Consider the following 17,276-nt stretch of genomic DNA (forward strand, 5'->3'; position numbering starts at 1 on the left):
CAGTCCACCCGCGACCACCGTCCGTGGTCGGCACTTGACCACGGCGTCAGAATGGTGCGTGCTCCGCCACGATGAATCGGAGGATACCGATGCCAACGATGTCGGGGACCGGACAGTCGACGTGAGACCGCCACCCCCGCTGCGATCATGGACGTCCGCCGCCGCCCGCCGCCGTGCCGGCGTGGCCGCACCGGCCGACCTCCGACCCCCGCCGTGCGACGAACCGGATGGCCCATGACGCAGCTTCCGTCCCCCGGCGCCGCCCAGCGACGCCGCGTCGAGGAAGAACTGGTCGACCTGCTCTCCGGCATGCGCCTGCTCCAGGAGCCCGACAGCCGCCGGCTGATGGTGGGCAGGCTCCGCGAACGGCTCGCCCAGCACGGCGTCAACGACTACGCCAACCCCCGCGACCAGAGCATCGAGGTGGCGCGCGTCTGCCTCGACGACCTGGCCGCCTTGATCGGCGTGGTCGCGCTGTTCGAACCGGCCGCCGCCCAACTCGGCCCGCTGCACCGGCTGCGGTACGAGGTCGACCTTTTCGAGGTGCTGGCCGCCGAGGACTGGACCGAGCTGCGACCCGCGTTGACCGCGCACCGCCCGGAGTCGCTCGGCTGGCTCTACCAGCGGGCCACCGACCACAAGACCGCCACGCCGCCGTCCTGGTGCGTCACCGCCTGGGACGTCTTCGTCTACCTCTCCGGGCAGAACGACCCGCCGCGCGGGCTGCCCCCGAACATGCTCTTCCTGGTGCTGCTGGAGCACGAGGTGGACACCGAGACCGCCCGGGTGATCCGGCACCGCAACCGGCGCCGGGCCAGCCTGCTGGAGCTGACCGCCGACCTGGACCGCCGGCGGGCGCAGGTCAACGCCGGCGACCAGACCCCCGAGCCGTACGTCTACCTGGTCGTCCAGGTCGAGCCGGACCTGGCCCCCGGCAGCGCCGGCTACACCGTCTCGCACTACCGGCAGTGGCAGGGCGCGCAGGGGTGGCACTCCCGGCGGCACGGCCAGCTCACCGACGTCGCGTACGCCGAGCTGGAGGCGACCGTCGAGCGGATCGTCCACCAGATGGAGATCGAGTGGTCCGACCGGCGCGCCGACGTCGCCGTGGAACTGGTCCTGCCGGTGGAACTGCTCAACGAGGACGTCGCCTGGTGGCGCAAGGAGCCGGCGAGCGTCCACCTGGAACAGAAGGTGCTGGCGATGGACTACCCGGTGGTGGTGCGCAGCCTCAACCGGCTGCGGCAACCGGAGTGGCACCGGGCCTGGCGGCGCCGGTGGGAGCACCTGCAGGCCGAGCCGGCGCACAGCCGGCTGTTCCGCAGCCGGCCGGACGGCTCGGCGTACCTGACCCGGTTGGAGGCCGAGCTGACCGCCGACCCGCGCTGGTCGACCCTGCTGCTCAGCGCCCCGCCGACGCCGTCGAACCCGCTCGGGTTCAAGGAAGTGATGACCGCCCTCCGGGCCGGGCTGCCGGTGATCGTCTGGCACCGCACCCGCCCGTCCGACACGGAGTTCTGGGAGGAGATCCGGGACATGACCGCCGACGGACGCATCGCGCGCCTCCCGGTGCACGCCCGGCGGGCGCGGTTGGACGCGCTCGCGCTGGAGCCGCACGCCGACCGGCACAGCGGCCGGCACCTGGTGGTGCTCTGGGACGACCCGGAACGCACCCCCGAGCTGCACCGGCCCGACGACCGGCCGGGACGGTCGTCGTGAGCGCCCCGGGCACCGCCGGGTGGCGGGTCTACCGGGGCACCGGGGAGCCGCTCGACCCGGCCGAGCGGGACCGCCGCTGGCCGGCGCCGCCGCGCTGGCGCGCCTTCGACGGCGGGCCGGACGAGCCGCCGGCGGCCACCGACGACCCGGACCTGGAGCGCCGGCTCGGCGCGGCGACGGCCGCCCGGCACCCCGACCCCCGCGAGGTGGACGTGGTCAACGCCGCGCTGCTGCTGCGCCGCCCGCTCCTGGTCACCGGTCGCGCCGGGTCCGGCCGGTCCAGCCTGGCCTACCGGATCGCCCGGGAACTCGGCCTGGGCCGGGTGCTGCACTGGCCGGTGTCCACCCACGACACCGTGCGCGCCGGCCTCTACCAGCACGACCCGCTCGGGCGGGTCCGCGCCGGCCGCAGCCCGGACCGCGCGATCGGCGACGAGCTGGGCGAGCATCTCAGCCTCGGGCCGCTGGGCACCGCGCTGCTGCCCTACCGCACACCCCGGGTGCTGCTGGTCGACGAGTTGGACCAGAGCGACATCGACCTGCCCCAGCAACTGCGCACCGTCTTCGACGACGGCGGGTTCGAGATCCCCGAGCTGGTCCGGGCGGCGGAGCACAGCCCGGAGGTCACCGTGCACACCGCGGACCCGGGCGGCCGGGCCACGGTACGCGCCGGGCGGGTGCGCTGCCACGAGTTCCCGCTGGTGGTGATGACCTGCACCGAGGACCGGGTGTTCCCGCCGGCGTTCCTGCGTCACTGCCTGCGGTTGCGGATGGCCGACCCGGACGAGACCACCCTGCTGCAGATGGTCGACGCGCACTTCGCCGAGCGGCCCGCGGGCGCCGCCGGGCTGGTCGGGGCGTACCTGGAGCGCCGGCACGGCCCCGAGGCGCCCACCCTGGACCACCTGCTCGACGCGGTCCAGCTCGCCGCCGCCGACGCCGACGACGCCGCGGACTGGGACCGGCTCGCCGAGGTGCTGTGGCGCGGCGGGCCGACGGCGGACCCGGAATGACCCGGCCGGCCCGGCTCCCCGCCGGCCCGGCCGACCCCGGCGCCGCGACCGCCGGCGAGGAGTCGCTCGCCGACGTGCTGCGTCCGTTCCGGCGGCTGGTCTCGCCGCGGGAGCTGTTCGTGTACGACCAGGAGGCCACCGCCGCCCAGGCCGAGGCGGGACTGGCCCGGCCGGTGCTGCGGCGGGCGGCGCGGGCCCGCTGGGACGTGGTGCTGGTGGTGGACGAGCACCCCTCGATGACGGTCTGGTCGGCCCGGGTGCGGACCTTCACCACCCTGCTCCGCCGGCACATGGCCTTCCACGACGTGCAGGTGTGCCACCTCGCCACCGGTGGGACCCGCCCCGAGGAGGTGCTGCTGCGGCGCGGCCGGCGGGGTCCGGCCGTGCCCGCCGCGTCGGGACTGCCCGCGGTGCGGCGGCACCGGATCGTCCTGGTGCTCTCCGACGGGGCCGCCCCGGCCTGGCGCAGCGGCGCGGCCCTGCCGCACCTGCACGCGTGGGCGCGACGCCAGCCGGTGGCGGTGGTGCACCTGCTGCCGCAGCAGATGTGGCACCGGGGCGGGTTCGCCGCGCAGCGGCTGGGCCTGCGGGCGCCCCGGGCCGGCGCGCCGAACTCGCGGCTGTGGTGGCGGCAACCGGACCCGTTGCGCGCGTGGACCGACGCCGGTCGCCCGGCCGACCCCGACGCGGTGCCGGTGCCGGTGGTGGAGCTGCGGCCCCGCTGGCTGGCCGCCTGGGTGGACCTGGTCGCCGGCCGGCATCCGCGCTGGGTCGACCTGCCGGCCGTCCTGGCGTACGCCCGGCCGCCGCGACCTCCCGACCGGCGTCCCCCGCCGCGGTGGGATCCGGCGGCGGCGGTCCGCGAGTTCGTCTCCTGGGCGTCCCCGACGGCGCTGCGGCTGGCCACCGGGCTGGCCGCGGCGCCGCTGGACCCGGCGGCCGTGGCGGCGGTCCGCGACGAGGTGGTGCCCGAGGCCGGCGACGTGCACCTGGCCGAGGTGCTCACCGGCCCGCTGGTCGAGCCGGGGCCGAGCCGGCTCGGTGTCGACTTCCGGCCCGGCGTCCGGGAGGAGCTGCTGGCGATCGGCCGGCGGGCGGAGACGGTACGGATCCTGCGGGCCCTCGCGGCGCGTCTCGGCCCGGACCGGCCGGAGCTGGCCGCGTGGGGGCCGGTGCTGTCCGACCCGGACGGCGTCCCGCTCGACCTGCCCGGCCCGGCCGCCGACGCCCGGGTGGAGATGGCGGTGCTGCGCGCGCTCTCCGGCCGCTACCTGGGGCGGGCCCGGCGGCTGCGCACCGCGCTGGAGCAGGACACGCCGGACGAACGCGACGTCCGCGACACTCCCGCATCGCGGGGCACGAATGTCATCATGGGTGGAGGCGAAGAAGCCGACGTCCCCCACCGTAGCGTCCCCGCTGAAGGAGCCGGATTGTCGACGACCCCAGTGGACGCCAGCACCCCCGGCCGGACTCCCGCCGTCTGGGGCAACGTCCCGCCGCGCAACCCCAACTTCACCGGTCGCGCCGACCTGCTGACCCTGCTGCACCGGCAGATCCAGGGCGGCACCACGGCGGTGCTGCCGCACGCCCTGCACGGGATGGGCGGCGTGGGCAAGTCCCACCTCGCCGTGGAATACGTCTACCAGCACCAGGGCGAGTACGACCTGATCTGGTGGATCCCGGCCGAACGCGCCACCCAGATCGGCGCCTCCCTGGTCGAGCTGGCCCACCGGATGAACCTGACCGCCGGGCCGGACGTGGGCAGCGCCCGGCTCGCGGTGCAGGAGGCGCTGCGGCTGGGCCGCCCCTACCCGCGCTGGCTGCTGATCTTCGACAACGCGGAGAGCCCGGAGGTGCTGCTGCCCTACCTGCCCACCGGCGGCTCCGGCAGCATCATGATCACCTCACGCAACCCGCAGTGGGCGACCATGGCCCGCACCCTCGAGGTGAACGTCTTCACCCGCGCCGAGAGCGTCGAGCTGCTGCGCCGGCGCGGCCCGGAACTCACCGACGAGCAGGCCGACCGGTTGGCCGACGCGCTCGGCGACCTGCCGCTGGCCCTGGAACAGGCGGCGGCCTGGCGCGCCGAGACCGGCATGCCGGCCGAGGAATACCTGCGACTGTTCGAGGAGAAGCGCGTCGAGCTGCTCGAACAGGCGCCGCCGATGGACTACCAACTGCCCGTGGCGGCCGCCTGGAACGTCTCGCTGGACCGGCTGGTGGTCGCCAACCCGGCCGCGTTCCGGCTGCTGCAGGTGTGCTCCTTCCTGGCCCCCGAGCCGATCCCCCGCACGCTGTTCAGCGGCGCGCAGAACGCCGACATCCACCCCGAGCTCAACGGCGCGCTGCGCGACCCGATGCGGCTCGGCCGGGCCATCCGCGACATCAACCGCTACGCGCTGGCGCGGGTGATCCACCGCACCAACTCGATCCAGATGCACCGGCTGATCCAGGCGGTGCTGCTGGACCGGATGAACGCCGGCGAGCGCGACGCCATGCGGGCCAGCGCCCACCGGCTGCTCGCCACCGGCGACCGCAACGACCCGGACACGCCGGCCAACTGGCCCAGCTACGCCGACCTCTACCCGCACGTGCTGGTCTCCGGCGCGGTCGAGTCCGCCCAGGGCTGGGTGCACCAGCTCATCTACAACGAGGCCCGCTACCTCTACTGGTGGGGCGACATGGAGGCGTCGCTGGAGCTGTCCCGGCACGCCTACGACACCTGGCGGCAGCGGCTCGGCGAGACCGACGCGACCACGCTGCGGATCGGCCAGTGGCTCGGCTTCATGCTCTACCGCCTGGGCCGGCACTCCGAGGCCCGGGAGCTGAACAGCCGGATCCTGCGGGCCCACGAGAGCGCCAGCGACGAGGACACCGAGGAGCTGCTGAGCGCCCGCGGCGCGGTCGCCGCCGACCTGCGCGTCGCCGGCGACTTCGCGCAGGCCCTGGAGATCGACGAGGACGTCTACCGCCGGCACGTGGTGCTGCTCGGCGAGGACGACCCGAGCACCCTCAACGCGGCCCACAACCTCGCGGTCAGCCTGCGCCTGACCGGCGACATGCGACGGGCCTTCGCCGTCGACCGGTCCACCTACGCGCACCGGGTGCTGCTGTTCGGCGAGGACCACGCGCAGACGCTGGAGTCCCACCTCAACCTCATCATCGACCGGCGCGAGCTGGGCGAGTACCTGCCCGCCCGGGCGGAGATGCAGAACGTGGTGGACCGGCTGCCGCTGGTCTGGGGCAGCGCGCAGACCCAGACACTGCTGGCCCGCCGCCGGTTGGCCTCCGCGGTGCGCAAGGCCGGCGACCACGTCACCGCCCGCGACCTCTCCCAGGAGGTACGCGACGGCTTCGCCGCCCGCTACGGCGCGGGCCACCCGGACACCCTGCTCGCCGCGTTCGGTCTCGCCGTCGACCTGCGCGCCACCGGCGACCTCGACTCCGCGGCCCGGCTCAGCGAGGAGATCACCGAGAGCTACCACCGGCTCTTCGGCGACGAGCACCCGTACACGGTGGCGGCCCGCGCCAACGCGGCGATCGTGCACCGGCTGCGCGGCGACGCGGCGCTCGCCCGGTCGGTCAACGAGGCCGGGCTGACCGTGCTCGCCCGCCGCCTCGGGCCGGACCATCCGCTGGTGCTGGCCGCCTCGATCAACCTCGGCAACGATCTCTACGTGCTCGGCGAGCACCGGGCCGCGTACGAGCTGGACCGGGCGACCGTGGACCGGGCGCGGGAGGTGTTCGGGCCGGAGCACCCGACCACGCTGATCGCGCTGGGCAACCTGGCGATGGACCTGATCGCGCTGGAGCGGGTGGCGGAGGGGCGGGCGCTGCTCGACGAGATCGGGCCGACGTTCCACCGGACGCTCGGCGACGCGCACCCGGCGACCCGCGCCGGCCTGGACCCGGCGGTGCGGGGCGACTGCGACCTGGATCCGATGCCGCTGTAGCCGGCCCGCCCCGGCGGCGGCTCGCGTACCGCCACCGGGGCCGGGCGGCTCAGCCGGCGGTCGGGGCCGGCCCGATCCAGGCCGCCAGCTCCACCGGGTCCGCCGGCGAGCCGGCGGCGAGCAGGGCGCCGTGCACGGCGCGGACCAGCTCGGGTCGGCTGCGCAGCGCCGCCGCCGCCTCGTCGAGGCCCAGGGCGGCGCTGGTCAGCGTCAGCCCGGCCCACGCCGACGGGCTGCCCGGCCCGGCGGCCAGCTCGGCCAGGTGCAGGTGGTGCGCGTGCGCGGTGTCGCCGGCGGCGTAGGCCAGGTCGGCCGGACCGGCCCCGGTGACCCGCTCGCCGACCGTCGACGGGTCCTTGCGCAGCCGGTCGAAGCCCTCCGGGTCGGTGAGCCGCCACAGCAGCAGCACCGCGCGGGTGTCCAGCCGGCGCGCGGCGGCGTCCGCCACCACCGGCGGGTCCGCGCCGTCGGTGTCGGGACGGGCCGCGCCGGCCCGCCAGGCGTCGGCGAACGCCCGCACCACCGCCGGGTCGGGGCGCCGGTGGTGCAGCCGCCACTGGGCCCGGTGGTCGTCGACCGCCGCGTCGGCCGCGGCGAGCACCTCCGCCGGCACCGGCTCCGACCGCCAGGTCTCGGCCGTGGCGGCCAGGCCGTCGAGCAGGCGCCGGCCGACGTCGGTCAGCTCCGGCCGGGCGCGCAGCATCGCCACCGTCGCGGCGACCTGCCGCCGCCACCGGGCGAACTCGAAGTGCGCGACCGGGCCGCCGGCGCCGGCGGCCACCGGTCGGTACGCCCGCCAGAACTCGGTGATCCCGACGAACGCGTACACGCCCTGCAGGAGGCCGCCCAGCGGGCGCGGGTCGTCCCGCCACGGCGCGTAGAGCCGGTGCGGCGGCTCGGCGGTCAGCAGCGGCGTCAGGTGCAGCAGGCCGCCGAGCTTGATGTGCTGGAACTCGTGCACCAGCGTCACCGCCAGCTCCGGCGCGTCCTCCGGCTCCGAGATGAGCATGCTGCCGAAGGCGTCCCCGGCCGACGCGCTCATGGTGCGGAACCGCTCGGCCGGGCGCTGCGGCACCACCGAGAACAGGCCGCGGGCGATCGGGGCGGCGCGCTCCGGGCAGACCCGCACGAGCAGTTCCCACGCCTGGGTGAGCAGCGTCCGCCAGCGGTCGACGGCCGCGACCGTGTCCAGGTCCGGCGGGGTCGGGCTGCGCAGATTGCGGTACGGGTCGAGGAAGTCCAGGCCGACGGTCAGCGTCCGGCCGCCGGCCTCGGCCCGCACGGTGGGCAGCGCGAACCAGCCGTCGCCGCCGCCACCGGCCCGGTCGAAGGCGACCCGGTGGCCGTCGAGCGTGACGGTCGCCGCGCCGTCGGCGCCGGCCACCTCGGCCACCGTCCACCGCTGCGGGGCGGGCAGCACGGCGCCGCCCAGCGTGGGCAGCGCGGCGAACCCGTCGCGCACCGGCACCCGCAACGCGAACGACAGGCCCGCGCGGACGCCGGCCACGGCCGCGAGGGCGTGCAGGTAGCCGAGGTCGGCCCAGAGCGGGCCGTCGGCGGTGACGGTGGAGCCGCGCAGCCGGCGCAGCACGTACCCCGCCCAGGTGCCGACGTGCGGGTGCGCGATCAGCCGGTCGACCTCGGCCGGTGCGCGGCGTTGCGCCGCCACCAGCAGGGCCCACGCCTCGGCCACCGGCGGCAGCGGCCCCGCCACCTCCGGCGTGCCGGCCACCGCGTCGAGCACGGCGCGCAACTGCAGCAGCCGCCAACTGTGCTCGGCGGCGAGCAGCTCCTCGACGGTCCCGGCGTCGCCGCCGCCCGCCGCCAGGTCCCCGAAGTGGTGGCGGTCGAGCCGGTGCCGGTCCAGCTCGTCGATCGGCTGCGTGACGGTCATGCTTCCTCCACCCGGGTGGGCGAGATCAGTCGAGTCGTTGCGGATTGTAACCACTGGTGATGCTCTCGGGATCGTCGACACGGCGCAGCAACCGGCCCATGACCGGACCGAGAATCTCCTGGTCAAGCTCGGGAAGCAGGGCGAGATCGACCGGCTTCAGATCGATCAGCTCCGAGTCGACGTCGACAGCGTACGGTTGATTCACGGGGAGTCATTATCCATAGTGGCGGGCCTCCCGGACGCTCGGCGGGCCGAAGAATCCCGGCGTGGCGCGGGGTTTCCGCCGCGCCACGCCGCGTGCGGCGCGGTGCTAGCGTGACGCCGTGGCCAGAACCACTGTGGTGTTCGTCCACGGCTTCCTGTCCTCGGACCAGGTGTGGGCGACGTTCCGTGACCTGATCCGGGCCGACCCGGCGCTCGGCGACGTCGACACCCACGCGTTCCGCTACGCCACCTCGCTGCTGTCCTGGCATCCGTTGCGCCAGGTGCCGACGTTCGACGACGTCGCCGACGGGCTGCGCACGTTCCTGCGGCACGACCTGGCCGACCGGCCCCGGCTGGCGCTTGTCACGCACAGCCAGGGCGGCCTGGTGGCGCAGCGGGCGCTGGCCCGGATGCTCACCGACGACGACGCCGACCTGGCCCGGATCCGCCTGCTGCTGATGTACGCCTGCCCGACCGCCGGATCCGACCTCGGGCTCGCCGCGCGGCGGGCGTTGCTGCGCGCCAACCCGCAGGAGCGGCAACTCCGGCCGCTGAACGCCGCCGTGCTGGACGCCCAGCGCGCCGTGCTGCACCGGATCGTGCACCCGCCCGGGTCGCCGACCCGGGTGCTGGCGTTCGCGGGCGAGAGCGACGCCGTGGTGTCGCCGGCCTCCGCCCGCAGCGTGTTCCCGGACGCCGGCGTGCTGCCCGGCGACCACTTCACCATCGTCCGGCCCGACTCGCCGGAGCACCGGTCCTACCGGGTGCTGCGCCAGGAGTTGCTGCGGCTGGCCGGCGACGACGACCGGCCGCCGGCCGCCCCCATCCCCCACCCGCGCGCCGACGGCGAGCTGGTGGACCTGCTGCTCGCGGTGCCGGGGATGACCGACCCGGCGTTCCGCGCCCAGGCCTACGCGCGGCTGCCGCTGCGGGTACGCGAACAGCTCACCCGGCCCGGCCCGGCCCGGCTGGAACTGCTCGCGGCGCTCGACACGCTGCGCGCGTACCGGCATCTCGCGCCGGGCCGGGCGCTCGCCGACGCGCTGGCGCTGCTGGCACCGGAGCACCCGGTGGTGGCCGAGCTGCGGCCCCGGCTGGTGGCGCTCGACGCCGGGTGAGCCCGGCGCGCTCCTGTCGTACCCGTGGTCCATGATCCTAGTCGTCACAACGGCACGGATCACGGGCCGGCGACGGCGTTCCGGCGTGCCCGGAGCCGGCCGCCGGCGGGGAGGTCGAGACGATGACGGAGCCCACCGACGCCTCCTGGCGACGGCGGAGCGTGCTGCGGGTCGCGCCCCCGGCGCGAGCCCGCAAGCTGGCCAAGGTGCCCTTCGTGGAGCTGGCCGACGGGCGGCTGCAGGGGGTGGTGTCCAGCGGGTCCGACGTGGAGCGGGTCTACGTCTCCTCGGTGACCGCCGGCAGCCACGCGGTCAACTGCAGCACCAACAACAACCGGCCCTGCGGCGGCCTGCGCGGCACGCTGCTCTGCAAGCACCTGCACGCGCTGGCCGACGAGGCCGTCCTGCAGTACGGCGTCGCGCAGGTCGCCCGCTACCTGCGCGTCGACGTCGGCGACGGCGTCGACACCGGCGGCGAGCTGCTGGCCCGCACCGAGGCGCGGCACGAGCCCGGCCCGGCGGCGGTGGTGTTCAGCCGCTTCCTGAGCCACCTGGCCTACCTGGAGGTGCCGCCGACCACCACGCCGGTGCCCGAGCTGCACTGGTTCCCGGCCACGGCGGGGGTGCGCTGATGCTCGCCGCGCAGCTCACCCGGCTCGACGCCGACGCGCCCGCCGGGCTGGCCGAGGCGCTCGCCGTCGTCGACGCCGTCGACGACACGCTGGTGCGCGGCCTGGCCCGCGTCGCCGAACCGGACGCCGCCGCCTGGGCGGCGCTGGCCGACGCGGTCGCCGGCACCCCGCTGGCCGACCGCGTCGCCGAGGCGGTGCGCGCCGCGACCACCGGCGCGCTCACCGAGGAGCACCTGGCCGTGCTCGCCGGCGCCCGCGCCGCGCTGCTCGGCGCCGTCCACGACGCGCTGCTGGAGCGGCTCGACACCGCGCTGCACCGGTCCCGTGTCCCATCGGCCGCCGCCACCGGCGGGCCGGCGGACGCCGCGCCCGCCCGCGCCGGGGCCCGGGCGTGGCTGCACGAGCTGGCGCTCGCCGGCTGGCGCGGCGCCGACCACGAGCTGCTCTCCGGCGTCGCCGCGCCGGTGGAGGCCGCGCTCGCCGAGCCGGCGCTGCGCCGCCTCGCGGTGCTGCTCGACGGCCTCGCCGCCGAGCTGCGCGCCGCCCTGCCGGTGACCGACCCGACCCGGGTCCCCGCCCGCCGGTGGGCCGACCTGTGGAGCCGGGCCGTGCTGCTCGCCGCCGGCGCCACCGCGGAGACCACGCCGGCGGAGCCGGTGTCCGGCCGGCTGCTGCCGCTCGGCGTCGACGTGCACGAACACGACACCGCGTTCCAGGTGCAACTGCACGCCCTGCTCGAACCGGCCGGCGGCGGCGCGGTCCGGCTGGTCCGGGTCACCGTCGGCGCGGCGAAGGTCGCCACCATCGTCGGCCCGGCCGGCTGGCGGCTGCTGGAGGCCTACCCGGTGCTGCTCAAGGCGCTGGCCGAGCGGCGCGCGCTGACCGTCACCGACCTGCCCGCGCACGGCGGCGACCTGCACTGGGTCGACGCCCGCGCGGCGCTCGCCGAGCCGGCCGACCCGTTCGCCACGGCCCGGGTCCTGCTCGCCGACGCGACCGCCGCCGCCACCCCGCCGCTGCACCGCCACCCCGCCGCGATCGCCGAGCCGGTCCTGGTCGAGGGCCGGGTCGACCGTGACGGCGACGGCGGCCCGACGGTCGACCTCGACGGCGCGGTGATCCCGCTGGCCGTCGACCGGCTGCCGGCGGCCGGGCCGCTCACCCCGGCGCTGCTGGCCACCGCCACCACCTGCCTCGGCCTGCTGCGCTGGGACGACGGCCGCTGGCTGCTGCAACCGCTCGCGGTGCGGGCCACGGTCAAGCGGCAGACCGTCGAGGCGCACAACGGCGACTGGGCATGCGGCGTCACCGACGCGAAGGCCGCCAAGGCCGAGGCCAGGGCGGGCGACGCCGTGGCCGTGCTGCGCGAACGCGCGGGACGGTTGCTGCGCCGATGACCGACGACCGCACCCACGCCAACCGCCGCCAGGTGCTCTACTGGCGGCTGCTCGCCCGCCTGTTCAGCCCCGACGAGCAGCCCACGCTGGAGTCCGCGAGCGTCGCCGTGGTCGACGACCTCGGCCTGCCCGCCGCGCTGCTCGACCCGACCGTCTCCGTCGACACCGTCGTCCAGCGTTTCCCGGCGCTCGCCGCCGAGCTGCGCGACCTGCTCGCCGCCGACCGGGAGACGCCGGCCGACGACGGGCCGTTCCACCCGGCCGAGGCCGAGGTCCGCCGGGCCGCGCTGGCGTCCAAACTGCTGCTCAACGTGTTCGCCACCGGCGCCGGCGAGGTCAGCGCCGGGCAACTGGCGCGTTGGCAGGCCGATGCCGGCTGGTTCGAGCAGGCGTGCGGCGTCGCGCCCGGCGAGCTGCGCCGCGAGGGCGCCGGCCTGGGCGCCACGCTGGCCGGGCTGGAAGGCGACCTGGTCCGGCGGATGCGGCTGCGGGAGGTGCTCGCCGACCCGGCGCTGGCCGCCCGGCTCACCCCGAGCATGTCCCTGATCGAGCAGCTCCTGCGGGACAAGGCGAACCTGTCCGGGGTGGCGCTGGCCAACGCCAAGTCGCTGATCCGCCGCTACGTCGACCAGGTCGCCGAGGTGCTGCGCACCCAGGTCGCGCAGGCCACCGTCGGCGCCGTCGACCGGTCGGTGCCGCCCAAGCGGGTCTTCCGCAACCTCGACCTGGACCGCACCATCTGGCAGAACCTGACCAACTGGAGCCCGGACGACGAGCGCCTCTACGTCGACCGGCTCTACTACCGGCAGACCGCCCGCCGCACCACCCCGGCCCGACTCATCGTGGTGGTCGACCAGTCCGGCTCGATGGTCGACTCCATGGTCAACTGCACCATCCTGGCCTCCATCTTCGCCGGGCTGCCCAAGGTCGACGTGCACCTGATCGCGTACGACACCCGGGCGCTGGACCTGACCCCCTGGGTGCACGACCCGTTCGAGGTGCTGCTGCGCACCAACCTCGGCGGCGGCAACGACGGCCCGGTCGCCATGGCCCTGGCCCGCCCTAAGATCGCCGAGCCGCGCAACACCGTGCTGGTCTGGATCTCCGACTTCTACGAGTTCGACCGCTCCCAGCCGCTGTTCGACGGCATCGAGGCCGTACACCGCTCCGGGGTGCGGTTCATCCCGGTCGGCTCGGTCAACAGCTCCGGCCACCAGAGCGTCAACCCGTGGTTCCGGCAGCGCTTCAAGGACCTCGGCACGCCCGTCATCTCCGGCCACATCCGCAAGCTCGTCGCCGAGCTGAAGAACTTCCTCACCTAGGAGAGCACCCCTGATGTCCGACATGCTCCGCGCCCCCGCCGAGGTCAAGTACGCCGACGAGCTGGCCTACCTCGAGTCGGTCGACACCGGGCCGAAGCCGTTCTCCTGGCGCCTGAGCCCACGCATGGTCCGGCTGTTCGTGCTCGGCTCCGAACGCGCCGACGGCCTCGACCGGGAGATCCCGCAGAAGTGGTTCGGCGACCGCAGCTTCGTCGAACGCAGCATCGTCACCCTCGCCTCCGACCGGGGCCTGCTGCTCATCGGTGACCCCGGCACCGGCAAGAGCTGGCTCGCCGAGCTGCTCTCCGCCGCGATCTGCGGCAACTCCACCCTCGTCGTGCAGGGCACCGCCGGCACCACCGAGGACCACATCAAATACTCCTGGAACGTCTCCATGGTCATCGCCCGCGGCCAGTCCCGCGAGTCGATGATCCCCTCGCCGATCATGACCGCCATGGAGCAGGGCGTCATCGGCCGCTTCGAGGAGCTGACCCGCTCCACCAGCGACGTGCAGGACGCGCTCATCTCGATCCTGTCCGAGAAGTACGTCTCCATCCCGGAGCTGAACGACGACAACATCGTCTTCGCCCAGCCCGGCTTCTCGATCATCGCCACCGCCAACAGCCGCGACCGCGGCGTCAACGACCTGTCCTCCGCGCTCAAGCGCCGGTTCAACTTCGTCCGCATCCCGGTCGTCACCAACAAGCGCAGCGAGGCCGAGATCGTCCGCTTCCGCACCGAGGAGCTGCTGCGCCGGCACCGCATCGAGCTGGAGGTGCCCCCCACCCTGCTCGGCATCCTGCTGCAGAGCTTCGCCGACCTGCGCGCCGCCGCGTCCGCCGCCACCAGCGACGACGAGAAGCTGGAGTCGGCGCTGTCCACCGCCGAGCAGATCGGCGTGCTGGAGGACGCCGTCCTGCACAGCCAGTTCTTCGGCGACCGCACCCTGCGCGCGCAGACCCTGGCCGGCTCGCTGGTCGGCTCGCTGGCCCGGCGCAGCCCCGAGGACCTGGCCATCCTCAACAAATACCTGCACGGCGTCGTGGAGCCGCGCGCCAAGGCCGACGGCGGCGACTGGGACGGCTTCCTCGACGGCGGCCGCCAGGCGATCGCGTCCCTGTCGTGACCGCCCCCGCACCGACCGGCCTCTTCGGCGCGCTGCGCGAACAGCTCACCGACGCCGCTGCCGCGTTCGCCGACTCCCCCGACGCGCTCGCCGGGATCCTCGCCGGCATGGTCGACGACGTCGACCGGGCACTCGGCGAACGGCTGGAGATCTTCCCGGTCTGCCACCACTCCCCCGCGTCCGCGCTGGCCATGGTCCGGCGGCTGCGCGCCCGCCCACCCAAGGTCATCTACCTCGAACTCTGCGAGGACCTGCGCCCGCTCCTCGACGAGCTGCGCAACTGCCGCCTGCCGGTGGCCGTGCAGGCGTTCGCCACCGAACTCGACGGCTTCCCCACCGAGTGGAGCCCGCTGAGCGTCATCGCACCGGTCACCGAGGCCTCCGCGGAATACCAGGCCATCGCGTACGCGCTGGACACCCCGGGCGTCGAGCTGGTGCTGGTGGACCGCTCCACCGACCACGTCTACCAGTGGACCCCGCGCGACGACCGGCCGACCGGTCCCGACCCGACGCCGGCCACCGACGAGGACGGCGCCCTGCACGGCGACGCGATCGGGGTGGAGATCGGCGACCTGCGCCCCCGGTTCGCCGAACTGGAGTCCTACCTGCTGCACCACGGCAAGGTGCGGCACTGGTCGGAGTGGTGGGAGCAGTACGTGGAACGCCCCCTCGCCGACGCCGACCACGACACCTACCGCCAGGTGATGGTGCTGATCGGCAGCCTGTTCCGCCGGCTGCGCCCGGCCCGGTCCGCCCGCGACGACCGCGACTCCGACCGCGAGCGCCACATGTGGACGCGGATGCGCCAGCACCTCGCCGCCACCGGCGCCGACCCGGCCGACTGCCTCTACGTCTGCGGCGCCTTCCACGCCGCCAGCCACGTCGAACAGTTCGGCCTCGACTCCACCGCGCCGGACTTCCCGATCAGCCCTCGCACCGGCACCCGCTGGCGCTACGGCCTCATCCCGTCCAGCCACTCCGCCATCGAGGCGCAGTTCGGCCTCGCCCCCGGCACCGTGTCCATCGCCGCCGCCAACTGGACCGCCGCGATCGGCCGCACCCGGCTCACCCCGTACCGGCTGGCCGGGCAGCAGACCGGGAAGAAGGGCCGCCGCGCCCGCGCCACGCCGGCGGGCGCCCCGGCCGACACGAGCACCGACCGTCTCACCGGTTTCCTCGCCGCGCCACCCGCGCTCGACGAGCTGGACGAGGCGGAGTTGCGCGGCTGGTGCGTCGACATCGTCCGGCTCGCCCGCCGCAACGGCTACCTGGCCAGCACCGCCGACGCGATCGCCGTGTTCGAGACGTCGATCCTGCTGGCCAACCTGCGCAACCGGGCCCGGCCCACGCCGTACGACTTCGCCGACGCCGCGGTCACCTGCATCGAGAAGGACGTGGTGCCCGGCCGCCGCGACGTGCGCCGGCTCTGCGAGATCCTGCTCGGCGGCGACCGGATCGGCCAGGTCGGCTACGACTCCCTGCCGCCGCTGGCCCGTGACGTCCTCGACCGGCTCCACCCGCTCGGCCTCGACCTGGAACGGCGCACCGTGCAACGCGCGCTGCTCGACCTGCGCGCCGACCCGGCGCTGGCGCCCTGCTCCGACCTGCTCTGGATGCTGCGGCACCTGCTGCCCGCCGACGCGGTCCGCCCGATCATGGGCGAACGCCGCCTCGGCCACCGCTCCACGCAGGAGAGCTGGGACCTCGCCCTCGGCCGCAACCAGCGCGCCCTGATCGAGCTGGGCTACGAGGGCGTCACCGTCGAGCAGGTGCTGGAGCAGCGGCTGCGTCGCGCCGTGCGCGGCCCGGACGCGACCGCCGCCCGCGCGCTCGCCGCGGTCGAGGATGCCATCCGGCTGCTCGACAGCCCCCGCCTGGTCGACGAACTCGGCGCGCGGGCGGTGGAACTGCTCGCCGCCGAACGCACCGTCGACGACGCGCCGGAGGTGCTGCGGCGCATCCGCCGGCTGCTCGCCCACCACCGCACCACCGCGCCCGCGCTGCCCGCCTGGTGCCGGGCGTTCGTCACCACCGGCTACGCGCACTACTGCACGCTGCTGCCCACCGCGTTCGTCGACGAGACGACGGGCGTCCGCCAGGTCGGCGCGATGCTCGGTTTCCTGTTCAGCATGGAGAGCCTCGCGCTGTCGCTGGGCTGTGACCGGTCGCAGCTCGAACTGGCCGTCGCGCAGGCCCACCCCGAGGCGCCGGCCAAGCTGGCGCTGCTCTGGGCGGCTCGCCACCAGCTCGGCCTGCTGCCGCTGGCGCACCTGCGCGAGCGCTGCGCCGAGCTGCTGGCCAACCCGCTTGTGGTGCCGGCGTTCCCGCACTACCTCTCCGGGTTCGTGCATGCCCTCGACCCGGTGCCGGGGCTGGCGCCGTTCGTGGTCGAGACGATGTCCGCCGCGTTCGCCGGGCTGCCCGATCCGGTGCTGCTGCCCTGGCTGCCCACCCTGATCACCACGCTGCGCGAGCACGGCCCGGAGCTGGTCCCGCTGCTGGTCCGCGAGGCGGAGCGCACCTTCCCGGCCACGCTTCCCGCGCTGGACGCCTGGACACCACCGTGGGTCGCCGCGCCCACCGCGCCGGCGCCGACTCCGCAGGCGTCCACGGGTCCGCTCGCCGGACTGCTGGTCGACCACCCGGATGCCGTGGACGCGGTGGCCGCGTTGCTCGGCTGCGACGGGCCGTGGCGCTCCCTCGCCGGGCCCGGCCGGCCGGCCGGTGACGGCGGGTCGCCGCTGCTCGCCGCGCATCCGGACACCGCCCGCGCCGTGGCGGCCCTGCTGACGCCGGACCGCACCGGGGCCGGTACGGGGTGACCGGGGGCCGTGCGGCGGACCGGGCCGCAGCCCGACGGTAGCCCGTCGCGGTTCGGGCCGGTTGCCGGCGGCGGGC

The 17,276-nt window shown here is 75.5% G+C and carries 11 protein-coding genes and 1 pseudogene; 10 read left to right on the forward strand and 2 right to left on the reverse strand.

All coding sequences use genetic code 11. The annotated features are described in order from the left end of the window. Positions 1–234 precede the first annotated feature (234 nt). From H1D33_RS09990 to fxsT, 4 genes and pseudogenes are all read left to right on the forward strand, one after another. A complete protein-coding gene (locus H1D33_RS09990) occupies positions 235–1,719 on the forward strand; it encodes a VMAP-C domain-containing protein (RefSeq protein WP_181568334.1) in 1,485 nt (494 codons plus the stop codon). After that, positions 1,716–2,732, forward strand: a complete 1,017-nt coding sequence (locus H1D33_RS30280) for a MoxR family ATPase (protein WP_181568333.1) — start codon at positions 1,716–1,718, stop codon at positions 2,730–2,732. The genes H1D33_RS09990 and H1D33_RS30280 overlap by 4 nt, the downstream gene beginning before the upstream one ends. Beyond that, positions 2,621–3,808, forward strand: a pseudogene (locus H1D33_RS30285) (SAV_2336 N-terminal domain-related protein); the annotation flags it as partial. The gene H1D33_RS30280 and the pseudogene H1D33_RS30285, both read left to right, overlap by 112 nt. Positions 3,809–3,964: 156 nt before the next feature. After that, a complete protein-coding gene (gene fxsT / locus H1D33_RS30290; protein ID WP_414685534.1) occupies positions 3,965–6,685 on the forward strand; it encodes an FxSxx-COOH system tetratricopeptide repeat protein in 2,721 nt (906 codons plus the stop codon). A gap of 49 nt (positions 6,686–6,734) precedes the next feature. On the opposite strand, the gene H1D33_RS10000 is transcribed toward fxsT, so the two are convergent. Both H1D33_RS10000 and H1D33_RS10005 read right to left on the reverse strand, forming a co-directional pair. Further along, positions 6,735–8,579: an HEXXH motif domain-containing protein gene (locus H1D33_RS10000; protein ID WP_181568331.1), complete on the reverse strand. Its 1,845-nt coding sequence runs from the start codon at positions 8,577–8,579 to the stop codon at positions 6,735–6,737. A 25-nt stretch (positions 8,580–8,604) separates the two neighbouring features. Continuing rightward, positions 8,605–8,784: a hypothetical protein gene (locus H1D33_RS10005; protein ID WP_181568330.1), complete on the reverse strand. Its 180-nt coding sequence runs from the start codon at positions 8,782–8,784 to the stop codon at positions 8,605–8,607. 118 nt (positions 8,785–8,902) lie between these two features. On the opposite strand from H1D33_RS10005, the gene H1D33_RS10010 reads away from it, so the two are divergent. From H1D33_RS10010 to H1D33_RS10035, 6 genes are all read left to right on the forward strand, one after another. Next, positions 8,903–9,901, forward strand: a complete 999-nt coding sequence (locus tag H1D33_RS10010) for an alpha/beta hydrolase family protein (protein ID WP_181568329.1) — start codon at positions 8,903–8,905, stop codon at positions 9,899–9,901. 161 nt (positions 9,902–10,062) lie between these two features. Beyond that, the gene (locus H1D33_RS10015; protein WP_181572809.1) at positions 10,063–10,533 is read left to right on the forward strand and encodes a hypothetical protein; all 471 of its coding nucleotides are present in this window, start codon (positions 10,063–10,065) and stop codon (positions 10,531–10,533) included. Further along, a complete protein-coding gene (locus H1D33_RS10020; RefSeq protein ID WP_181568328.1) occupies positions 10,533–11,930 on the forward strand; it encodes a hypothetical protein in 1,398 nt (465 codons plus the stop codon). The genes H1D33_RS10015 and H1D33_RS10020 overlap by 1 nt, the downstream gene beginning before the upstream one ends. Further along, the gene (locus H1D33_RS10025; RefSeq protein ID WP_181568327.1) at positions 11,927–13,252 is read left to right on the forward strand and encodes a VWA domain-containing protein; all 1,326 of its coding nucleotides are present in this window, start codon (positions 11,927–11,929) and stop codon (positions 13,250–13,252) included. Before H1D33_RS10020 ends, H1D33_RS10025 begins: the two co-directional genes overlap by 4 nt. Before the next feature lie 13 nt (positions 13,253–13,265). Then, positions 13,266–14,378: an ATP-binding protein gene (locus tag H1D33_RS10030; protein ID WP_181568326.1), complete on the forward strand. Its 1,113-nt coding sequence runs from the start codon at positions 13,266–13,268 to the stop codon at positions 14,376–14,378. Then, positions 14,375–17,200 carry a DUF5682 family protein gene (locus H1D33_RS10035; RefSeq protein ID WP_181568325.1) on the forward strand — a complete coding sequence of 942 codons (2,826 nt, stop codon included), beginning with the start codon at positions 14,375–14,377 and terminating at the stop codon, positions 17,198–17,200. The genes H1D33_RS10030 and H1D33_RS10035 overlap by 4 nt, the downstream gene beginning before the upstream one ends. Positions 17,201–17,276 lie beyond the last annotated feature (76 nt).

Source organism: Micromonospora ferruginea, assembly GCF_013694245.2.
GTDB classification, from domain to species: Bacteria; Actinomycetota; Actinomycetes; order Mycobacteriales; family Micromonosporaceae; genus Micromonospora; species Micromonospora robiginosa.

Excerpts from the sequence above, each read along its gene's own strand:
- H1D33_RS09990 (WP_181568334.1), top strand. The coding sequence starts at position 235 with ATGACGCAGCTTCCGTCCCCCGGCGCCGCCCAGCGACGCCGCGTCGAG.
- H1D33_RS10000 (WP_181568331.1), bottom strand. The coding sequence starts at position 8,579 with ATGACCGTCACGCAGCCGATCGACGAGCTGGACCGGCACCGGCTCGAC.
- H1D33_RS10020 (WP_181568328.1), top strand. The coding sequence starts at position 10,533 with ATGCTCGCCGCGCAGCTCACCCGGCTCGACGCCGACGCGCCCGCCGGG.
- H1D33_RS10025 (WP_181568327.1), top strand. The coding sequence starts at position 11,927 with ATGACCGACGACCGCACCCACGCCAACCGCCGCCAGGTGCTCTACTGG.
- H1D33_RS10030 (WP_181568326.1), top strand. The coding sequence starts at position 13,266 with ATGTCCGACATGCTCCGCGCCCCCGCCGAGGTCAAGTACGCCGACGAG.